The organism is Microcoleus sp. Pol7_A1 (assembly GCF_036701085.1).
GTDB lineage: Bacteria > Cyanobacteriota > Cyanobacteriia > Cyanobacteriales > Microcoleaceae > Microcoleus > Microcoleus asticus.
Map to the genome: position 1 here is coordinate 23466 of NZ_JAUBQD010000059.1, position 20540 is coordinate 44005.

Here is a 20540-nt window from a genome sequence, read left to right on the forward strand (position 1 = left end):
CAAAATCTAAGGCTGCGAACAACTCAAGTCTGGGACTGGATCGCGCATTTTTTACGTCACCTTGAAGAGTTACGAGGTTGTGAGTTAGCGCAGTTCGCTCCGAACAACCTGTAGCTTTCGCCGCGAAATCTGCCGGAGATCGCCGACGCGATCTAAATTTTACAGCCCGCAGATTTGCGCGTGCCGTCTGGGGCAAGAGAAGCTCAGTCGTTCCACTCGCCGCGCGGCGGGACTGGCGGGTTGCGGCGCAAATTCAGAGCCAGCTCGTCTTCGCGGCGCTCGCCTCTGAGCCACTGCTTGATTGCTGTTTCAATGACTTTGCTGGGGTCATTCGTCAAGTGCTTAATTTGGTCTAGCAGTTCAGGATCGATATGGATGGACAGTTCGACTTTTTCTGAGGAACTGTGGGATGGTATTCTTGATTCGCTCATAGTTAAAAAATCCTAGTTTTAATTCTTAAGTTTCAATTCTTTTGATGACAACCGACTGGACTAGATATTTGAAGTCCCTGATTTGCACCCAACCTTTCCTCAACCGCTTAACCGCTTTCTGTACAATGAGAGAGAGAAAAGTTTTTTCCTTTTGGGTGTCCGGGCTCGGTCGGACACTTGAAAGGGTAATAACTGATACTCTTGAGGTTTGCCTCAGTTGTGGTTTGATCTCAATCCCAGTAAGAGGTGGAAGTAAGCACTCTACTCTTGCTTGTGTAATCATACAACAAAAAGTATCCTTTGCCGATTAGCTCTTTGACAAAAAACATGACTAACGTCCCTGTATCTCGCATTCGCAATTTTTCGATTATTGCTCACATCGACCACGGAAAATCCACCTTGGCCGATCGCCTGTTGCAGGCGACTGGGACTGTGCAGCCACGGGAGATGAAGGAGCAGTTTTTAGACAATATGGATATCGAGCGCGAACGCGGCATTACGATTAAGCTGCAGGCGGCTCGGATGAATTACACTGCCAAGGACGGTCAGGAGTACGTACTCAATCTGATCGACACTCCCGGACACGTGGACTTTTCTTACGAGGTGTCGCGATCGCTCGCTGCTTGCGAAGGGGCGCTGCTGGTGGTAGACGCATCTCAAGGCGTGGAAGCACAAACCCTGGCAAATGTCTACCTTGCCTTGGGAAACAATTTGGAAATTATTCCTGTTTTAAATAAAATTGACCTGCCGGGGGCAGAACCGGAACGGGTAAAAGGGGAAATTGAAGAAATTATCGGTCTGGACTGTAGCGGGGCGATTGAGGCTTCGGCTAAGGAAGGAATTGGTATAAATGAGATTTTGGAGTCGATCGTCGAATTGGTGCCGCCACCGCAGGATACTGTTGACAAACCGCTGCGGGCGCTAATTTTTGACAGTTATTACGACGCTTATCGCGGGGTAATTGTGTATTTCCGGGTGATGGACGGAAGTGTCAAAAAGGGCGATCGAGTTTTATTGATGGTTTCGGGTAAGGAATATGTCATCGATGAATTGGGCATCCTTTCACCGACTCAAGTTCAAGTAGACGAACTGCACGCGGGGGAAGTGGGTTATCTGGGCGCGGCAATTAAAGCGGTAGCTGATGCTCGCGTCGGCGATACGATTACTTTGGTCAAAAAGCCTGCATCGGAGCCTTGGCCGGGTTATACAGAGGCAAAACCGATGGTTTTTTGCGGCTTGTTCCCGATCGATGCTGACCAATTTCCAGATTTGCGGGAAGCTTTAGAAAAACTCGAACTCAACGATGCGGCGCTTTCTTACGAACCGGAAACTTCGAGTGCGATGGGATTTGGTTTCCGCTGCGGTTTCTTGGGTTTGCTGCACATGGAAATTGTGCAAGAACGACTGGAGAGAGAATACAATTTGGATTTAATTGTTACGGCTCCTTCTGTGGTTTATCAAGTCACAACAATTAAAGGAGAACTCTTAACAATTGATAATCCCAGCCACTTGCCAGATCCTCAGTATCGGGAGAAAATTGAGGAACCTTATGTGCGGGTAGAAATGCTGTCGCCGGAAACTTATGTGGGGGCGCTGATGGAACTGTCTCAAAGTCGGCGGGGCATTTTTATGGATATGAAGTATCTGAGTCAAGGCAGAACTACGCTAGTTTACGAGTTGCCTTTGGCGGAGGTGGTGACGGACTTTTTTGACCAGATGAAATCGCGATCGCGCGGTTATGCGAGCATGGAGTATCACATAATTGGCTACCGCGAAAATCCGTTGGTGAAATTGGACATTTTAATTAATGGCGATCCGGTTGACGCTTTGGCGATGATCGTACACCGCGATAAGGCTTATAATGTGGGCCGCGGGTTGACGGAAAAACTCAAGGAGTTGATTCCCCGACACCAGTTTAAGGTGCCGATTCAAGCGACAATTGGCGCTAAGGTGATTGCTTCGGAACACATTCCAGCTTTGCGGAAAGATGTGTTGGCGAAGTGTTACGGCGGTGATATTTCGCGGAAGAAAAAGTTGCTGCAAAAGCAGGCGAAGGGTAAGAAGCGGATGAAGTCTGTGGGTACTGTGGATGTGCCGCAAGAGGCTTTTATGGCTGTGCTGAAGCTCGATCGGGATTCGTAATGTGTGTGGCTTTTTGTCAGGAACAGGCTTTCCGGTCTGTTCCACAAAGAGTCTGTTTTTTTGTCGGTTCTAGGAACAGGCTTTCCGGTCTGTTCCACAAATGGGGTTCTAGGAACAGGCTTTCCGGCCTATTCTACCTTTTGCAGATTAAGGGCGATCGCTCTTGCCCAAAGAAATTGCTTGAGCTAAACTAAAATTTAGTTTAAATTGCGTATAGTAGATGCACATAATCAGCTACAAACGGGTGCGTGAATACAGCCAAACTCATGCTGATTGCGGGGAAGCTTTGGATAACTGGTTTAAAATTGCTAGCAAGGCTAAATGGTCTAACTTAATTGAGGTACAATCTGTTTTTCCTAAAGCCGAAGCTGTTGGAGGGTTTACAGTTTTTAATATCAAAGGTAATAATTATCGATTAATCGTTAGTATGGATTATGAAAGCCAATTAATTTATATCAAATATATTCTCACCCATGCTGAGTATGATAAGGAGAAATGGAAAAATGACCCTTACTTTTAATCCAGATAAATACAAAGAGTTATTGTCTCTGTATCAACCTAAAATCATTAGAAATGAAGCGGATAATGAGAAGGCTCTGGCTATGGTGGAAGAGTTAATGCACCGGGGCGATCGCACTCCTGAAGAAGACGAGTTATATGAATTGCTAATTGCATTAATTGAAAAATTTGAGCAAGAATACTATGCACCAGGACTCACAGCAACGCCTCATTCAATATTGCTGTTTTTGATAGAACAAAGAGAGTTACAGCCTGCGGATTTGGTGGGAGTGATTGGCTCTGAAAAAAGAGTGTATGAAGTGGTTAACGGCGAGCGAGATATTGGTAAAGAGCTGGCATTGATTCTGGGAAGTTTTTTTCATGTAGAGCCGAGTTTGTTTTGTAACTAAGGGAAGTGAAATTAAGGGCGATTCCCTACGGTATAGCTACGCTTCACGGAGTTTTGGAGATGAAGGGCGATGGTACTGTGGCATAATACAGTTTAGTTTTCAGAGCCCGAATTTCTCAAATAGAATTAGGAACAATATGACAGCGCAGCCAGACTGCTCAATAATGCGCCGATAAAGTTCTAAGACTTCTGTTAAAGTTAGATAGCGCATTACGCGAGCTTTTGGTAAAGTTCAGCATTCTTTTTGAGGAGGTATTCCATAGCATTTTGGAAGGATGTTTCTGGTGGTGCGAGCAAGTTTTCAGCGCCGGCAAGCAGTAATGCTTCTAGGGAAACGCCGAGGCGGTTGGCGATTTCTTGGAGCTTGTGCAGGCGATCGTCTGGAATTGTGATGGAAATAGTTTGCATTCTGTTTGTGGCTGTGACGATACTCTGAGTGTAGCACGTCAAATGTCTGAGCAGGAGTTAGGGTTTTTGAAAGAGCGATCGCACTTTTGGACAGGTCGGGCGATCGCCTTTTTGCAAATAAACTATCAGAGATTACTCATTATCATCATCATCATCATCTTGAACTACCTTACTACCTAAAATTCCGAAAATCGCACCCACACCCATATTCCAAGTGCGATTGCAATTCTCGAAAATGCGTTCTCGTTGGGGAGATAGCTGAACTTCTGTACTAATCCAAAAAGACATCCCTCCCGAAAAAAAGGTAATACAGACAACAGTTGCGAAGACGTACTCGAAAGGAGAGAGAGATTGAGGAGAAGTGTTTTTATGAGTCATTTTAGTAGATTTGAGTTTAGCAGATGTCATATTTGGTTGAGCTTTCATAATTGCTACCTTTTGATTGGTGATGTTTTAATCATAAAGGGCAAAACCTTGAAAACCAAGGTGTGTATGGGTTTCAAATACTATGAGTTTGATATGCGTTTAGGATGCGTTTGGTTGGCGATCGCTCGCTATAATACTTAAAAGGTCTGTAATTTAGGTATGCCACAACCAACGCTCACAGCATCTAAGGCCGGAATCGCAAAAGCAACAATTGCTCTCACAGGCAAAAGCTGGAGTCGCGAAGACTTAGCCGATTACGTCGTGGTGGAAGGCAAAACTCTCCAGAAAAGCATCAGTCTTCAAACAGTTAATAATTTTTTCACCGGCAACAGAGTCAAACGCCAGTATTTTGTTGGAATTTGCAAGGCTTTAGGATTGGATTGGCAAGAAATTAAAAAGCTTAATACAACTACATCGCCCCAAACATCCTTACCAAATGACAATCCAATAGCAGAATTAGAACAGCTAAATATCAACCATAATAATCCCTTTATTCCCCAGCATGGCAAGATAGACGATCCGCGATTTTTCTTTGGCAGAGAAAGGGAAATTCGGTGGGTGTTCCAGACGCTGAATTGTGGCAGTAGCGTAGCAATCATTGGTGAAAGAGCGATCGGCAAAAGTTCTGTGCTACAAGCCATTTACCGAGAAGCACCAAATCAACTTCATCATCTGCGCCAACCCATTTACCTCGATTTAAAAAATGTTTGCGATGAAAATGACTTTTACGGCGCTTTGTGCCACAAAGCGGGTATCGAAACAGTGAAGGGATATTTACTAGAACGGGCTTTAGAATCGCACCGATTGCTGTTGCTTTTAGATGAAGTCGAGAAAATGACCTGGGATGGATTTACTAACCAAGTACGCGGCCAATTGCGGGGTTTGGCGGAGGGAAATAACGCACCTTTGCGTCTAGTTGTCGCCGCCTGCACCTCTCTTGATACGCTGTTTCCTGACAGTCAAGACAAAAATATGACATCTCCTTTTAAAGGGATTTGCATTGAGGAAAATCTGAAGCAATGGGATGAAAAAATCAGCCGTGAATTTATTGCTAGTCGCCTCCAGGCTTCCTGGTTAACACCTGTTGCTCAGCCCGTGAATTTTACTGAGGAAGAAATTGCGGGGTTAATTGCTGAAAGTGGCGGCTATCCTCAGAAATTGATGCAGTTGTGCTATCAAACTTATGCCCGTTATATCAACTAGGACTTACACATCGGGGCCCAGAAACCGGGTTTTTTACGAAAATATTTCGTTAGAGCATCGCAGATTCGGTAAAAAACCCGGTTTCTCACCACCCGTGCGTAAGTCCTGTTTATTCATTCCCACCTATTTATGAGTCAAAACGATCGTCCTGTTCCGCGGTTAGATTTAGCTCCCAAACTGAAGCGTCCTCTTTCTTTGTGGAATCCTTTAGATTACCTGCGATTGTTATATTGGGTGTTTTTGTTTCCTCAAGCTGTGCGGTGGTATGAGTCTACTTTTGGGGGTGAATCTAATTTAAAAGACGCCAAAACCTGGCGAGAAAAGTGGGAGTGGTTGCGTCAAAATTCCGTCCAGCGTCAGTTAATTCTACAAGCCTTGATGTTAATCATTGTTATCCCCGTAGGCTTGAGTAGACTTTTCGAGGAAATAGGCATTTCTATCGATTGGTTGGGCGTGGCGTTCGGCGTGGCGTTCGGCGTGGCGTTCGGCGTGGCGTTCGGCGTGGCGTCCGGCGTGGCGTTCGGCGTGGCGTCCGGCGTGGCGTTCGGCGTGGCGTTCGGCGTGGCGTTCGGCGTGGCGTTCGGCGTGGCGTCCGGCGTGGCGTCCGGCGTGGCGTTCGGCGTGGCGTTCGGCGTGGCGGGCGTGGCGTTCGGCGTGGCGTTCGGCGTGGCGTTCGGCGTGGCGTTCGCACGTCCTGAAAATTGGCTTTTCGCTGTACCGTTTACCTTACTCCAGCCTCAACAGCAAAATAGACAATTTCCTCACATTACACCACTTCCCCTTCCCTTCCTGTCTTCTCAAATAGCTAATTGGCTGAGGCGGGATTGGGAAATAGGATTGCACAACATTAACCAATTTCTACGATTTACCCTTCAGTTTATCCCTGTTGTTAAAGCTGTAAATAGCGTGCTAGCAGAGACGCCAAAAGAACAACTTATCGATCGTGTCGCTCAATTATCAGAAGATCCTTATGATTACGAGTTAGTGCGTTTTGCCTCAGCTTCTCTCAGTGAAGTAATGAAGTCAGAAGCAGTAGCAGGTTTTTTTACCATCACACGTTGGCAAGAAGAACAAATTAAAGCTCTTTTTCAAACAGAAATTCGTTTAGATACTCCTGCCCGTGCCTCTGCTGCTGGTTTCTGGTATCTCCACGAGCAAAAACCAGACAAAGCTATAGAGGCTTTCGCTGTAGTGCGAGATCTGGTTTATGGAGAGGAGATGTTCACCTTAGCGCAAATTCTCACAGGTTTTCACCAAACAGCAGAACTAGCCGAGATTGCTTCCCTGAATCTGCCTGCTTCCCCAAATCCACCTCTGCTACGCAAGACTACTTGGGAAGCAATTGCCTCTCTACGGCGGGTAATTGCCGATGTTCAAGTCGTCCAGAATAGCGTATCTCGTTCTGGCCGTTCCTTTGCACTCAACCGAGCATTAGGTGAGATTGCAACTACCCTCAAGAATGCAGATATTATACCACAAGCCGAACGAATTTTAATTATTAAAACTGTCATACAATGGATAGACATATTACTACCATTGACAGGTAAAATCGGAGATATTTCGATTACTCAACCTGTCCGTATTCCCTATGTAATTGGCGATCCAGTCCAAGGCAATCTATTTGTCGGCCGCGAAGACATCATCAGACAGCTAGAGGAGTTGTGGGTAAAAGGCAATCACCTTCAATCTGTGGCTCTCTACGGTCATCGGCGGATGGGAAAAACTTCGATTTTGTTGAATGCTAGCAACTGCTTAGGCTCAAAAGTACAGGTAGCTTATGTGAATTTGCTGCGGGTAGGAGATTGCTCTCAAGGAGTCGGCGAACTGCTAATCTTCATCACCGATGCCATTGCCAAAACAGTCAAGATTGCACCTCCTGCCGATCGCGATTTACTGGATTTACCCTATCTCACTTTTGGACGCTACATCGAACAAGTAATAGCAAATGTAGAAAGTGGATTGATCGTTGCTTTAGACGAGTTTGAAAAAATAGAAGAATTGATAGACGCTGGAAACATCAATCAAGATTTTATCGGTTTTTTGCGAGGGATGGTACAAATGAGTTCTAAAGTAGCCTTTGCTTTTGCCGGATTGCACACCTTGGATGAAATGACCCAGGATTATTTCAATCCTTTTTTTGCTAGCATTATCCCCATCCGAGTAGGTTTCCTGAGTCTAGGTGCAACTCGCCAAGTTTTAGCCAATCCCGATGATGATTTTCTCCTCGACTACAAACCAGAAGCCCTCGATCGCATTTATGAACTAACTCACGGTCAACCCTATCTCACGCAATTGGTAGGATTTCTGTTAGTCCGCCTCTACAACGACCAAGTATTTGAAATCGGACGCCCCCGCGATCCAATGTTTACACTAGAAGACGTAGCAACTGTCATCGATGACCCGGAATTCTTCAGCAGAGGTCGCTACTATTTTACAGGAGTTTGGGGTCAAGCAGCGCAAGGCGCATCGGGACTACAGGAGATTTTAAAAGCCTTAGCACCTCACTTAGAAGGAATGAATCTCGACAGGCTGAGTCAAGAAACAGGGATGGATGAGACAAGTTTACAGGAAGCACTAAAAACTCTCGATCGCCACGATGTGGTTCGAGAAAGTGATGGTTGCTACAGTATTACTGTCGAACTATTCCGCCGCTGGGTTCAGATGTCATGGGGAGGGAAGGAATAGTTAGTTATCCCTTTGAGTATTGGGCGGTTGAAACCAATCCTACACAAACTATCGTCCCAGCCGAGGGGGACTAAGAGAAAAGCTAGAAAATTAATATTACTATTATGCCAATTATTTACATGATTTGCGGCCCTAACGGTTCAGGTAAAAATATAGTTTTTCTGGGATTATTACCCAAATTTTTAGAAGGTTTGGGATATGTCAATCCAGATGCGCTCGCGGCCGGAATGTCCCAATTTAATCCAGAGTCAGTCGCCATCCTCGCAGGACGCTTCATAATACAAAGACTGCGAACTTTATCAGACTCTGGCACCGATTTCGCCTTCAAGACAACTTTAGCGGCTCATAACTTTGGTCGATTCTTGAGAAACTGTAAAACTAAAGGCTAGACAATCAACCTGATTTAGTTCTGGCTGCAATCTCCACAAATCCCAATTGAACAGGTGCAACCCTGAGTTGAAAGTGGCGGACATTCTATTGCCGAAATCGACATAATTTCTCTCATATTGCTTTTCACATAAATCGACCCTGGTTTTTTCAAATAAGCCCGTGAAGCGCAGCTATCCCCTAGGGCATCGCCCAAACTCCGACCGAAGTCATCAAATAACCAATAACCAGTAACAAATAACAGAACTGATGTCAACACTGTTTTTTCGGAAATATTTTCTGGGTAACTGCTTGGTAACATTCACCGGACATAATAACTCGGGAAATAGTGTCAGTTTTAGCCCGACAAGAGATGCGATTTTACGATTCTTTTTCACTTCTTCAAACTGCTATTAGCTTTACCCACTTTAGACACCAGAATTATTGAATAATTCTGGTATCTAGCAGACTACAAGCCGGCAATTTAAAAGTCAAGATTTATTAAGGTTTTACCAAAAAACGATGACAAATCACAAATTATGTATCTAAAATAAGAGACAATTTGACCCGGAAACTGAAGGTAAGAAAATGTCTGAACTTAGACAAAATCTAATTACCAGAGATTGGGTAATTATCGCCACGGAACGGGCGACAAGACCGGATCAATTCGCTAACAAAAAACAGTGGACAGCAGTAGTGCCACCGCACCGTGCCGATTGCCCGTTTTGCGTGGGAAATGAAGAAGACGGAACCTTAGAAACTTGCCGTTTGGGCGATCGCACTGGCTGGAAAGTCCGGGCAATTTACAACAAATATCCCGCACTCTCCCCGACAGCAGAATGGATGAGGATATCATCGGGAATTCACCGCACAATGGCCGGAATCGGCGTTCACGAAGTAATTGTCGAACACCCGCGACACGATTTGACGACCGCTTTGTTGAGGGTTGAAGAAATTGCCAACATACTTTTAGTATACCGCCAGCGGTATGTAGAAATTAGAAAAAATCCCCACATTGAAACAATTATTATCTTCAAAAATCACGGTGAAACTGCCGGAACTTCTCTCGAACACCCCCACTCGCAGATAGCAGCGACGCCCGTTGTACCGAGTCAATTTCGCAGCCGCATCGACGAAGCTATTAGATATTTTGACGACACGGGAGAATGTCTGTTTTGCCGGACTTTGGAAGATGAATTAGCGGCAGGAGAAAGAGTAATTTTTGAGAGTGAACATTTTGTGGCGTTTATCCCTTACGCTGCACTTTCACCCTTCCACACTTGGATTTTTCCGCGCCGGCATTCCTCTTCGTTTGATGAGATTACTGATGCGGAAATTACGGATCTTGCTGAGACTGTTAAAACTGTACTAGCTAAGTTTTATTACGGATTGAACAATCCCGATTACAACTATAATATTCGATCGGTGCCGATCGCCCAACGGGCAACAAAATACTTTCACTGGTATATGGCAATTATTCCCAGAGTCACCAAGCAAGCTGGGTTTGAGTTGGGCAGCGGGATGTTTATCAATACTGCTTTGCCGGAAGAAAGTGCGGAATTTGTGCGATCGATCGAAATTCCTAGCGACAGTAATTTGGGGTTGACGTAGAGTATCATACATCACAATACGTCAGTCGATTTGAAATTTAAAATTTGAAATTTTTGATTGATTCCACAGGTAAATTTGGAATCTTAAACCTTAGTCTAAAATATTGAGCTATCCACGACGAGAGGATTCCTTCGCAAGTATCCGTTTTTGGGCGGGGTCAAATTGTGGTGGAAATGCACCCCGGCCCTCTGAGTTGCTAGTCAATGTTGGGGGAGGAAACTGATACTATTTGAGGTTTTAGATTAAAGAATTGAAGAATTAGGAATGAGTGACGATATCAGGGTTGCGAGCACGGGCTTACAGTTACATTCTTTTTTTAAACTGGTAGAATGGACGCTCTAAAGTTATGAACGTACAAATTGTTATCGATTTTACCAAACTCACAATAAACTTTCGACATACTGCCAGCCGTCGTCGCTAAAAGTAGCTCTCAACATATCTCTAATTTTGGCATCGATCGATAAGATCCCCTCGCCAGATTCGCCATTCTCGCCGATTTCGCAACTCTCATCAGACAAATGTTCTTGAATGTTGGCCAGAGTATAGGCGAAATTAGCCAGAAAATAATGTTCGTGCACCCACGCTGTCGGATCTGGTATTTCTGCACTCTCAAAAGCTCGATCGACTAAATCTTTTTTGGCAACATCGTCAGTCTGGTTTTTCATGTTGAGTTCGATTTAGGTGATATTGTAACTTATCTCATTTTAAGCTTAATTGTCAACAGCATGGCGATCCCGATCGGCCACAGCAGTGACAAATTTGTGTAGATTGTGCGATCGCGATCTTAATTTTTTTGTCGATCGCGTGTTATCATACTACCTCAAACTCGATGACCAATAATTTTTACCTCCGGCAAAATACACTTGGGCATCATTCCGTGAACTCCTTTTTGGGGATTGTTGACAGCCTGCGTAATCCGAAAATTTACCGCGATGGAACACAAAACATAAGCATCTTCTTCTTTGAGAGCCGCAAAATTTTGGAGCCAATAAACCGTCTGTTTTACCGCCATCTCAAACGCTTCATCTAATGTTCTACCAAATCCCATAATCACAATATGAGTGGGCGTTTCAGCAAACGGAAATATCAGAAATAAATCCTTGCGCAAGATAATTTGAATAGTCCCGTTCATCGAAGTTTCAATTGCAGTACCGCCAACTTCACCGTCTCCTTGTGCCGAATGTCCGTCGCCGATGGACAGTAAACCGCCGCGCAGAAAAATAGGTAAAAATAAGCGCGTTCCTGCTTGGAGTTCCTGATTGTCCATATTGCCGCCGTAGCGCTCTGGAGGAATAGAAGAACGGTTGATTTCTGCATTGGCAACGCCGATAATTCCAAAAAAAGGATGCAGGGGAATCCGAATGCCGCTACCTGCGGGAAATTCAGCAATTTTTTGCTCTAAATCTAGCGGAATAAATCGCAATTTCGATTCGGGGAAATACTCAGGCAAAGCTCCCCATCCGGCGCGAATTGCATTAAATCCTACTGGTAAACTCGGGTAAACATCCTCAATGTGAATTTCTAAAACGTCTCCCGGTTCGGCATCATTAACATAAATCGGGCCTGTTAGCAAGTGGGGCCCCGGGCCAACTTTGCGGTTGCTCGACAAATTCTGACAAATATCTAAAAATTCCGGCGTCAGAAATTCCGGCGGCGCCTTGTCAGCAACATAATATCCTGAATAGGTTTCGATATCGATGCGATCGCCCGAATCCACCCTTAAAGCAGGTTCGATCTTCGGAGAAAAACCGCCCAAGTGTACAGTTTTGCAGTTAGCCTTGAGAAGGTGGCGGGTCATGAGATTTTAGATTTTAGATTTTAGATTTTAGATTGAAGGAAGGGTGTTAAGAATGTTATATCGCAAGTCTCAATCATTTTTGAGAAAAATTTTTTAAAAAAATTAACCGCAGAGGGCGCAGAGAAAGAGAATGGAGAGATCGGAAGATGTGAAAAAATGGTTTAAGTTTGTTAGATGTGAGATATTTTACTAATTTCTTAACTTTTTGATAAGGTTGGTAGTTTAAAATTTAAAGTTTGCGGGGGCGAGTTTATATGTATTTGGGTGGAGAGTTCTATTTGGCTGGTGAAACCCGCCACTACCAACTAATGGCTAATGACTTATGTTGACACCATTGCCTGATAAATTAGAAAATCTTAGAGATTTGCCCCGCACTCCCTGGTTTTTTGCTGTTTTGATTTTGATTATTTTCTTGCTAGGTTTCATGATGCAATCTTACCTCAACGAACCTCAACTTTTAACCGATCCGTTTCTGCAAATCCCAACAGCAAACTCTGTACGAGTTGTTTGGTTTACCGAGTTTGCTGGTACTCGCAACACGGTTGATTACGGCGAAAATTTGAATGAAATTACGGCCGCCAATACTACCAAGCTAAGTCGCACTCGCGAAGACAAAGACTCGCACATTTCCGATGAAATCAAACAAAGCATAATTGACAGCAATCCAATTGTCCGCGACATCTGGCGGCACGAAGCAGAAGTCCCCAATTTAAAGCCCGGTGTTCGCATTCCTTATCGAGTCACCAGCGAAAGAGAAGACGGCGCATCTGTCAGCAGCAAGGTTTTCACTCTTTCTCCGACACCAGCAGCAGGAATGCCGCTCAAAATTCTCCTCACTTCCGACCATCAATTGATGCCTATGACAGCAGCAAATCTCCAGAAAGTAGCCGAAACAATTGGGAGAGTTGACGCGGTTTTTATGGCAGGAAATTTAATTAATATACCCGATCGCGCTTCTGAATGGTTCGACGACTACCGAGGCCGCGCCTTCTTTCCAGCTATGCAAGGTCGCGCATTTTCCGAACTCGACAAAAACGGCATCAAAACAGTTTACAGCGGCGGCGAACTGATCCAACACGCGCCTTTATTTCCGGCGATTGGCAATCACGAAATCATGGGTAGGTTTGCAACCAACAGCACACTCGGCGACCAATTTAACGATCCTTTTCCCCGCGCCGCTGCCGATAAAATCTACGCTCAACGAGCTGCATTTGTGAATCCCAACAATGAGCCTTCAGTGCGGGAAATCTGGCGGAAAAACAATAGTTTTAATAGCGATACCTATGAGGAAATTTTCAACTTTTATGGGCGCAAAAAATACTATGCTGTGACTTTTGGGGACGTGCGGTTAGTAACTTTGTATGTTACCAATATCTGGCGAACTCCGAATTTAGATCCGGCTGCTAGAGGCAGGTATCGGGAACGAAACGAAGATTTTAATAATCCCGAAAAATGGGGATACGGACAGCATATTTTTGAGCCGATTGTCAAGGGCAGCGCTCAATATACTTGGTTGCAACAAGAGTTAAAGAGTGCGGAATTCCAGCAGGCAAAATATAAAATTGTGATGTTTCACCACCCGCCGCATTCTCTGGGTGACAATATTGTACCTGCTTATACCGATCCAGTGCAAATAGTCGATCGCGCTGAGAATGGCGAGATTAAAATGGTGCGTTACGAGTATCCGAAACAGCAAGATTATCTGATTCGGGATGTAGTGCCACTACTAGAAACAGCGGGGGTGCAGTTGGTATTTTACGGACATTCGCACTTGTGGAACCGGTTTGTAAGTTCCAGCGGAATGCACTTTTTGGAGACTTCTAATGTTGGTAACAGTTACGGTGCTTTTGCGGGGGAAAAGCGCCGATTTGTGCCGCCGGGATATCGGGAAGATTACAGCGCAATTGGAGACCCGAACGGATTGGAACCTGTGGTGCCGACTGTTGCGCCTTTGTTGGGAGAAGACGGGCGGCCGCTGCCGTATATTGAGAGTAACGATATTACGGCTTTTACTATTTTTGATACGGGGAAGGGTACGGTTAGCAGCTACTATTTTGATACGCGGAAACCAGAGTCGGAAGTGGTGAAGTTTGATGAGTTTAAGTGCGAAAGGTAAGGGCACGGCAATGCCCTGTCCCTACAGATATCTGAGTGAACTGAGATGTTGCACCATTCTCAATTAGCTGTTTAGCAACGGGCAAGATGCCCGTTCCACAATAAAGAAATTCATTCTTTGTGGAACAGGCAAGATGCCTGTTCTTGAGAAGAGTGGAAGATGTAAGATTAAACTGAGATGTTGCACTATTATCAATTAGCTGTTTAGGAACGGGCAAGATGCCCGTTCCACAAGAAAATTAAGTTTTGTGGAACAGGCATCTTGCCTGTTCTTAACAAAGGTGCAAGATGTAAGATTAAACCTTGTCTTTCGCAGGCGGAACCAAACCAGTTTTATTCAAACCCGCATCAATCTGCCTGAGCAATTTAAAATCATCTTCGGGTAAAGAATTAACAGGCGAGTGTTTTTCCAGAAACGAGAATGCTTGCCGAAATTCACGCGGCCGGGAGTCGATCGCACCATCGAAGTGACAAGGTACAATTTTTTCAAAGTCCCAACTCGCCACTTTATCCACCCAATCGAGAGTTTCCCTCGGCGCGCGGTTGAGAATCAATGTTTGCAAAATCGGCGCGACAAACAACCGCCCTCCTCCCCGCAAAGCCTCAAACGATCGCTCCCAATGTTTTTTCCACTTGAACGGATATAACCCGAAATAAGCTTTCCTAGAGCGTTCTGGCGCTTCTCGTGCTTTGGCAAATACCTCCGACCACGGCGGCACTTCCAGCACGCTAGGCGTAAAATACATGGCAAATAAGGCGATTCTCTGCCACCCTTTGCGCCGATTTTCGTGGGTGTCTGCCACCGTGTCCAAGGCGCTGTCTTTGGCGTGAAACAGCAGCGGGTACGAATCGAGTTGGACGATCGCGGGCGGATTTTCGGGAATGGAAACTATGGAATCTGTTAACATCAGCGTGCGCGATCGTCTGTGAAATAACGCAACTTCTGCAAATCTGCCCAAACCGAGGTCCAGCGGGCCGAGAATTGCCCAGTCAAATTGATCTGCTAACGGCGTGTTGCTGCTGTCAAAGGGCAGTACAGAGGTGCGTTTCGCGGGCAAACCCAGCCAACTCAGCGGCAAATTCACCGGGAAACTCCACTGCTGCGGGGCGACCAACACCTGCGCTTCGGGAAAACTCCTCGCAAAGGGGCCGACAAAAACTTTGTGCTCGATGCCTGAAACCGTTGTCAGCAGGATGTACTTCACCTCGCCGTGCTCTGCTACTAACTCCTTTACCAAGCGGATGCACTCAGGAGTCGGTGCAACGGGGGCGTAGACGAGAAGGCCTTCGGGTTCTAATTTAATTACTGTCATCCGAATCGGGACGACAACGTAGAAAATGCCTTGTAGCTGGTCAAAAGTCCAGATTGTGTCCTTGACTATTTCCTTGCGGATGGTGCGCCGCTTGCTGTAGGGATAGAGGGGGACGACTGGCCAAAAGGCCCAAGAATAGTCCCGAGAATCAATCTGTGCTGATATTGGTATGCCTTCGCCCTCTGCCACTCCGCGACTCCTTGCCGATTTTTTTGTACGTGCGTGCGATCGAACTATTGTTAGTTATAGATTAAGTTATCGTCTTTATCAATCGGCGGTTGAAACCGCTTAAGAGTCAAACGAAGTCTGCCTCTGCGGACTAAGAGATCGAGAATGAATTTTTAGCTGACTTGTCCTGATACAATGATAAGCTCGCAAAAATTTCTCAACTTAGTAGATATGACTCAAAACTACCGCATCACTCTTTTACCAGGAGACGGCATCGGCCCTGAAATTATCGCTGTGGCGGTAGATGTCCTGAAACTTGTCGGTCAACAATTGGACATCGGGTTTGAATTTCAAGAAGCTTTAATGGGCGGCGCTGCTATTGACGCAACAGGCAATCCGCTGCCAGAAGAAACACTGGAAAAATGCCGCAACTGCGATGCAGTGTTGTTAGCAGCCATTGGCGGTTACAAGTGGGATAATTTGCCCCGCGAACAGCGCCCGGAAACTGGATTATTAGGGCTGCGCGCCGGATTGGGATTGTTTGCAAATTTGCGGCCGGCGACTATTTTACCGCAATTGGTTAATGCTTCTAGTTTGAAACGGGAAGTTGTCGAAGGCGTCGATATTATGGTCATCCGCGAACTCACAGGCGGCATTTACTTCGGCAAACCGAAAGGTATTTTTGAGACGGAAACAGGCGAAAAACGCGGTGTCAATACGATGGCTTACACCGAGTCAGAAATTGACAGAATCGGGCGAGTCGCTTTTGAGACGGCCAGGAAGCGGGGAAAAAGGCTGTGTTCCGTTGATAAAGCGAATGTTTTGGATGTTTCGCAACTGTGGCGCGATCGTATTATTGCCCTTTCTTCAGAATACCCTGATGTCGAACTTTCTCACATTTACGTTGACAACGCAGCAATGCAGTTAATTCGCTGGCCGAAACAGTTCGATACAATTGTCACCGGCAATTTATTCGGCGACATTCTTTCCGATGCGGCGGCAATGCTAACTGGTAGTATTGGGATGCTTCCTTCTGCTAGTTTGGGAGCAACCGGGCCGGGAGTTTTTGAACCCGTGCACGGTTCCGCACCGGACATCGCGGGACAAGATAAAGCCAATCCCATCGCCCAAGTTTTGAGTGCGGCAATGATGCTGCGCTACGCCTTAAATCAACCGGAAGCTGCTAATAAAATCGAGCAAGCAGTTGTCGAAGTTTTGGATCGGTGTTATCGCACTGGTGATATCATGTCAGAAGGCATGAAACTCGTCGGCTGTCGGGCGATGGGCAATGCTTTAATTGAAGTTTTGCAAGGTTGATTTATTTACCTTTACTCGTTCCCAGGCAGAGCCTGGGAACGCATTTCAGGAGGCTCTGCCTCCATTAAAACAAGGCAAATGAGACATAAATAAAGGAGGCAGAGCCTCCGGGTATTAATTACCAGGCAGAGCCTGGTAACTAGAAATTTTATAATTTAATGTTCCGCAGTCAAAAGATTGAATTGCTCGGTATCAATGCGATTTGCTCGATACAAAATTTCAGCTATTTCCGAAAGCGCTAACACAGAATGTGCGCGATAACCGTTGACCTGCATCTTATCTTTAACTCCCTGTTCGTGGTCGATTAATACTACAATATCTTCCACATTTAATCCCGCAGATTTTAACTTAGCCGCGCCTTCCATCACGCTTTTGCCGCTAATCAAAATATCATCGACTACGACAATCGTTTCTCCCGCCTGAAAATGCCCTTCAATCAACTTACCTGCACCGTATGTTTTAACCTCCTTGCGCGGGAAAATCATCGGGCGTTCCATCCGCAATGCTAAACCGGTTGCTGTGGGTAAAGAACCGTAGGGAATTCCGGCAATGCGATCGAATTTTAAGTTTTTAAGAATGTCTGCATAAGCGCTGACAATTTGATGAAAAATCTGCGGAATTGAGATAATTTTCCGCAAGTCGATGTAATATGGGAATACGGCTCCCGATGCTTGTACGTGGTCGCCAAAAACTACGCAGCCGATGTCATAAAGTTGCAAGATTAAATCGCGGTGAGGTTCCGGTTGCAAAAAGCAAACATCGGGCAGCCACAGTTCGCAAGTGGGACTACCTTCGATCGCCCGCAGCCTCTGTTTATTAATACTATCCCGCAATTTCTCAATTTCTTGGCGCGGCTCTTTCCCCGCTAATAAACTCGGGGGCACTGGCAGCAGCAAATCTTCACCATTCTTGCTTAAACCGGCCGCCAGCAGTTGTGCGAGGTCGTTTTCTTCTGTGAGGTCATTTTCTGCGGGGATGTCTCCTTCGACTAAAATTAGGCGTTCAGGAGCCTCTTTGCGGATGCGGGCTAACATATCCGGCATTACTCCTACTTCTAAACCGACTTTTTCAGGAGTTCCCCAAGTTTGAGAGAGTCGGACTAATTGCAAGTAAAAAGGGTTGTTTGGCGTCGGGTATTCTTGTAAATCCGTCGCTGACGGGTTGGCGGTGGCACAGAGCACAAAAACAGTTTTTCCAGCGTATAACAAAAAAGGCGCTACTTGGTCGAATCCGGGATAGGGACTTAAAGTAATAGCGTCAACTCGCCAGTCTTGAAATACAATTTTTGCAAACACCGTGCTGGTATTTAAATCGCAGTGTTTGGCATCTAAAATTACTGGCAGGTGAGGGGGAATAATTGTTAAAATTTCTTGCAGCAATGCCCAACCGGGAATACCGAGAGATTGGTAAAAACCGAGGGTGATTTTGCAAGCACAAATTAAATCGGCTGTTTGGTCGATCGCACTTTTTAGCTTTGACAACAAATCAGTTACAAAAGTTTGAGTTTCCTCCCCAGTCATGGAAACCAGCGCGGGCAAGGTTTCCGGGTCGGGGTCGAGGGCTAAATACAGCAAACTTTGATTGTTTTCAACAGCCGCTAACAGTTTATCGAAAAAGTTGGTTCGATCCGTCATAGTTTGTTAGGGAGGTAAGGGGAATTTAAAAAATTGCCGATCAAAGTGGGATTGGTGTTGTGCCGGAAGAAACCGATCCCTGTAGAAGTTGAAATTAAGAATCTTTTAAAATTGTAGAAGGTAAAGAGCAGGAAATCTGTAAATTTGGGAGCAGTTTCATGGGGACAGATGTTCGGGTTGGCTGCACCGGTGATTGCAGCTAACCCCCAGCAAGTCAATTAGTTGCGGCAAGCTAACCAGTTTCCGGGCTGCGATTTGATCGGCATTCCCCTAGCGCAGGCGAGTTTAGCAAATGCGGATTTGCCAGGGACAGATTTGAGAGGAGGAAATTTTAGAGAAGCTAATTTATCGGGGGCGAATTTGCGCGGGGCTTCTTGGCGGCAAGCTAATTTACAAGGTGCTAATTTGAGCGATGCTAATTTAACCCGATCCCGTTTGACGGGGCTAATCTAAAAAATGCTACCGTTGCAGGTGTTATTTCGGTTGACCAAGAATTTCTTGATGGTACAAGCCCCCGCATTTATCCGTGGAATCAATCGAAAATCTCAAATCGAAAATCCTCAAGCCCCCGCATTTATCCGTGGGGTCAATCTAAAATCTCAAATCTCAAATCTAAAATCGATTGACGGTAGTATTAAATAGAAGCAGAAGTTAAAGCAATGCCCGCCTTATCATATGGATAGTAATAAATGATCGGTACGATCGACTTTAAGATTTGGGACGAGTTGCTGCAACGCTACGTTGACGATTTCGGCCGCGTCAATTATCGACGCTGGAAAGCTGAGGGGGCGGATGTTTTGAGGGCGTGGCTGGAAAGTTTGGCCGATTTGGATTTGGCGGAATGTACCGATGCGGATGCGCGGCTGGCGTTGTGGCTGAATGCGTACAATGCGATCGCAATTTCTCAAGTTCTGGAAGTATATCCGATCGCGTCCATCCGTCCCAAAGTTTTGGGAATTCCCAACTGGCTGAGTTTTTTGGATTTTTTCACTCGTTCAAATTCGATTATTGGCGGCAAAAAGTACAGTCTCAATCAAATCGAACACGCAATATTGCGGCCGGAATTTGCGGAACCGCGCATCCATTTTGCATTAGTTTGCGCTGCTGTCGGGTGCCCGCTGCTGCGCCGGGGGGCTTATTTTCCCGAGTCGGTACGGACTCAATTAGAAGCGGATGCCAGCCGTTTTATTCACAATCCTGATAAGGTGCGGTACGATGACCAGAAAAAGACGCTTTATTTGAGCAAAATTTTTGAGTGGTACGGCGAGGATTTTGTGAAGGCGGCGGGTTCGGTGGCTGAGTATGTGGGCGGTTATTTGGGGCCGGAGGCGGCTGTGACTGATGGATGGGCGATCGTTTTTTTGCCTTACGACTGGAATTTGAATCGGGTTGAGGGTTGAGTTTTCCGGGAATGGGTAGGTTTTTTTTGGGGGTGGTTTTTTTTCGGCTGTATCGCTTGCTATGTAAGGAGTTGAGCTACTTTTGGGAAAAAATCGGTTCGCGGAAACGCTGTAATGCTTGCTGTGATTGGTTTTGAGGGCTGTTGAAAAATTTGCCTCTTGACAGGTCGGTATTGAAATGGTACTTTTAGTGCAGACGCAAACGAACCTTGAAAATTAAATACAGTAAAAGTTTCAGAAACTAACTGTTGCAATCAACCTAAATCCCTATCAGGGATTGAAACCCCATTACTTGATTGGCTGCGTAAGAAGTAGTTCCAGTTGCAATCAACCTAAATCCCTATCAGGGATTGAAACACTTCTTTAAGCAAATCTCCTTCCGGGATATTCCAGAGTTGCAATCAACCTAAATCCCTATCAGGGATTGAAACACAATCCATTCTGATGCTCTCTCAATTATTGCACCATGTTGCAATCAACCTAAATCCCTATCAGGGATTGAAACGCTGATTTATCTATTTCAGCAACTTCTTAAGCTTTTAGGAATGAAAATTTAATAACATCAGCGATGTATAATAAATAAATGAGTGAATATGAATAGGTTTATGTTTCGGTA

Annotated in this window: 18 protein-coding genes; 11 read left to right on the forward strand and 7 right to left on the reverse strand. The window is 45.4% G+C overall.

What is annotated here, in order from left to right; genetic code table 11:
* Window positions 1-203: 203 nt before the first annotated feature.
* Window positions 204-431, reverse strand: coding sequence for a type II toxin-antitoxin system CcdA family antitoxin (locus QUA20_RS25300; protein WP_172191156.1), 228 nt, complete (start codon window positions 429-431; stop codon window positions 204-206).
* A 327-nt stretch (window positions 432-758) separates the two neighbouring features.
* Here QUA20_RS25300 and lepA point away from each other — a divergent pair, with 327 nt between their 5' ends.
* The 3 genes from lepA (at window position 759) to QUA20_RS25315 (ending at window position 3481) form a co-directional block, all read left to right on the forward strand.
* Window positions 759-2573, forward strand: coding sequence for a translation elongation factor 4 (gene lepA, locus QUA20_RS25305; protein ID WP_333192193.1), 1815 nt, complete (start codon window positions 759-761; stop codon window positions 2571-2573).
* A 220-nt stretch (window positions 2574-2793) separates the two neighbouring features.
* Window positions 2794-3093 carry a type II toxin-antitoxin system HigB family toxin gene (locus tag QUA20_RS25310; protein WP_333192195.1) on the forward strand — a complete coding sequence of 100 codons (300 nt, stop codon included), beginning with the start codon at window positions 2794-2796 and terminating at the stop codon, window positions 3091-3093.
* Window positions 3077-3481 (forward strand): transcriptional regulator, encoded by a 405-nt coding sequence (locus QUA20_RS25315; RefSeq protein WP_333192197.1) that lies wholly within the window; start codon window positions 3077-3079, stop codon window positions 3479-3481. Before QUA20_RS25310 ends, QUA20_RS25315 begins: the two co-directional genes overlap by 17 nt.
* Window positions 3482-3690: 209 nt before the next feature.
* Here QUA20_RS25315 and QUA20_RS25320 read toward each other — a convergent pair whose 3' ends face one another.
* The gene (locus QUA20_RS25320) at window positions 3691-3888 is read right to left on the reverse strand and encodes a DNA-binding protein (RefSeq protein WP_333192200.1); all 198 of its coding nucleotides are present in this window, start codon (window positions 3886-3888) and stop codon (window positions 3691-3693) included.
* Between the two features lie 132 nt (window positions 3889-4020).
* Complete coding sequence (locus tag QUA20_RS25325; protein ID WP_333192202.1) at window positions 4021-4314, reverse strand: hypothetical protein; 294 nt, start codon at window positions 4312-4314, stop codon at window positions 4021-4023.
* 159 nt (window positions 4315-4473) lie between these two features.
* Between QUA20_RS25325 and QUA20_RS25330 the strand changes: the two genes are divergently transcribed.
* From QUA20_RS25330 to galT, 4 genes are all read left to right on the forward strand, one after another.
* Window positions 4474-5517, forward strand: coding sequence for an ATP-binding protein (locus QUA20_RS25330; protein WP_333192204.1), 1044 nt, complete (start codon window positions 4474-4476; stop codon window positions 5515-5517).
* Window positions 5518-5646: 129 nt separating this feature from the next.
* The gene (locus tag QUA20_RS25335) at window positions 5647-8202 is read left to right on the forward strand and encodes an ATP-binding protein (RefSeq protein ID WP_333192207.1); all 2556 of its coding nucleotides are present in this window, start codon (window positions 5647-5649) and stop codon (window positions 8200-8202) included.
* A gap of 104 nt (window positions 8203-8306) precedes the next feature.
* Window positions 8307-8591 carry a hypothetical protein gene (locus QUA20_RS25340; RefSeq protein ID WP_333192209.1) on the forward strand — a complete coding sequence of 95 codons (285 nt, stop codon included), beginning with the start codon at window positions 8307-8309 and terminating at the stop codon, window positions 8589-8591.
* A 565-nt stretch (window positions 8592-9156) separates the two neighbouring features.
* Window positions 9157-10179, forward strand: coding sequence for a galactose-1-phosphate uridylyltransferase (galT, locus tag QUA20_RS25345; protein ID WP_333192213.1), 1023 nt, complete (start codon window positions 9157-9159; stop codon window positions 10177-10179).
* A gap of 380 nt (window positions 10180-10559) precedes the next feature.
* On the opposite strand, the gene QUA20_RS25350 is transcribed toward galT, so the two are convergent.
* Both QUA20_RS25350 and QUA20_RS25355 read right to left on the reverse strand, forming a co-directional pair.
* Window positions 10560-10844: a hypothetical protein gene (locus tag QUA20_RS25350; protein ID WP_333192215.1), complete on the reverse strand. Its 285-nt coding sequence runs from the start codon at window positions 10842-10844 to the stop codon at window positions 10560-10562.
* A 155-nt stretch (window positions 10845-10999) separates the two neighbouring features.
* A complete protein-coding gene (locus QUA20_RS25355; protein WP_333192218.1) occupies window positions 11000-11977 on the reverse strand; it encodes an acetamidase/formamidase family protein in 978 nt (325 codons plus the stop codon).
* A 322-nt stretch (window positions 11978-12299) separates the two neighbouring features.
* Between QUA20_RS25355 and QUA20_RS25360 the strand changes: the two genes are divergently transcribed.
* Window positions 12300-14093, forward strand: a complete 1794-nt coding sequence (locus QUA20_RS25360) for a metallophosphoesterase family protein (protein WP_333192220.1) — start codon at window positions 12300-12302, stop codon at window positions 14091-14093.
* Between the two features lie 295 nt (window positions 14094-14388).
* Here the strand turns inward: QUA20_RS25360 and QUA20_RS25365 are convergent, their stop codons facing one another.
* Complete coding sequence (locus tag QUA20_RS25365) at window positions 14389-15594, reverse strand: DUF4336 domain-containing protein (RefSeq protein WP_333192222.1); 1206 nt, start codon at window positions 15592-15594, stop codon at window positions 14389-14391.
* Between the two features lie 210 nt (window positions 15595-15804).
* Here QUA20_RS25365 and leuB point away from each other — a divergent pair, with 210 nt between their 5' ends.
* Window positions 15805-16890: a 3-isopropylmalate dehydrogenase gene (leuB, locus tag QUA20_RS25370; protein ID WP_333192232.1), complete on the forward strand. Its 1086-nt coding sequence runs from the start codon at window positions 15805-15807 to the stop codon at window positions 16888-16890.
* Window positions 16891-17045: 155 nt separating this feature from the next.
* Here the strand turns inward: leuB and QUA20_RS25375 are convergent, their stop codons facing one another.
* Window positions 17046-18524 carry a bifunctional orotidine-5'-phosphate decarboxylase/orotate phosphoribosyltransferase gene (locus QUA20_RS25375; RefSeq protein WP_333192224.1) on the reverse strand — a complete coding sequence of 493 codons (1479 nt, stop codon included), beginning with the start codon at window positions 18522-18524 and terminating at the stop codon, window positions 17046-17048.
* 222 nt (window positions 18525-18746) lie between these two features.
* Here QUA20_RS25375 and QUA20_RS25380 point away from each other — a divergent pair, with 222 nt between their 5' ends.
* A complete protein-coding gene (locus QUA20_RS25380; protein WP_333192226.1) occupies window positions 18747-18977 on the forward strand; it encodes a pentapeptide repeat-containing protein in 231 nt (76 codons plus the stop codon).
* A gap of 236 nt (window positions 18978-19213) precedes the next feature.
* The gene (locus QUA20_RS25385) at window positions 19214-19924 is read left to right on the forward strand and encodes a DUF547 domain-containing protein (RefSeq protein ID WP_333192229.1); all 711 of its coding nucleotides are present in this window, start codon (window positions 19214-19216) and stop codon (window positions 19922-19924) included.
* Window positions 19925-20540 lie beyond the last annotated feature (616 nt).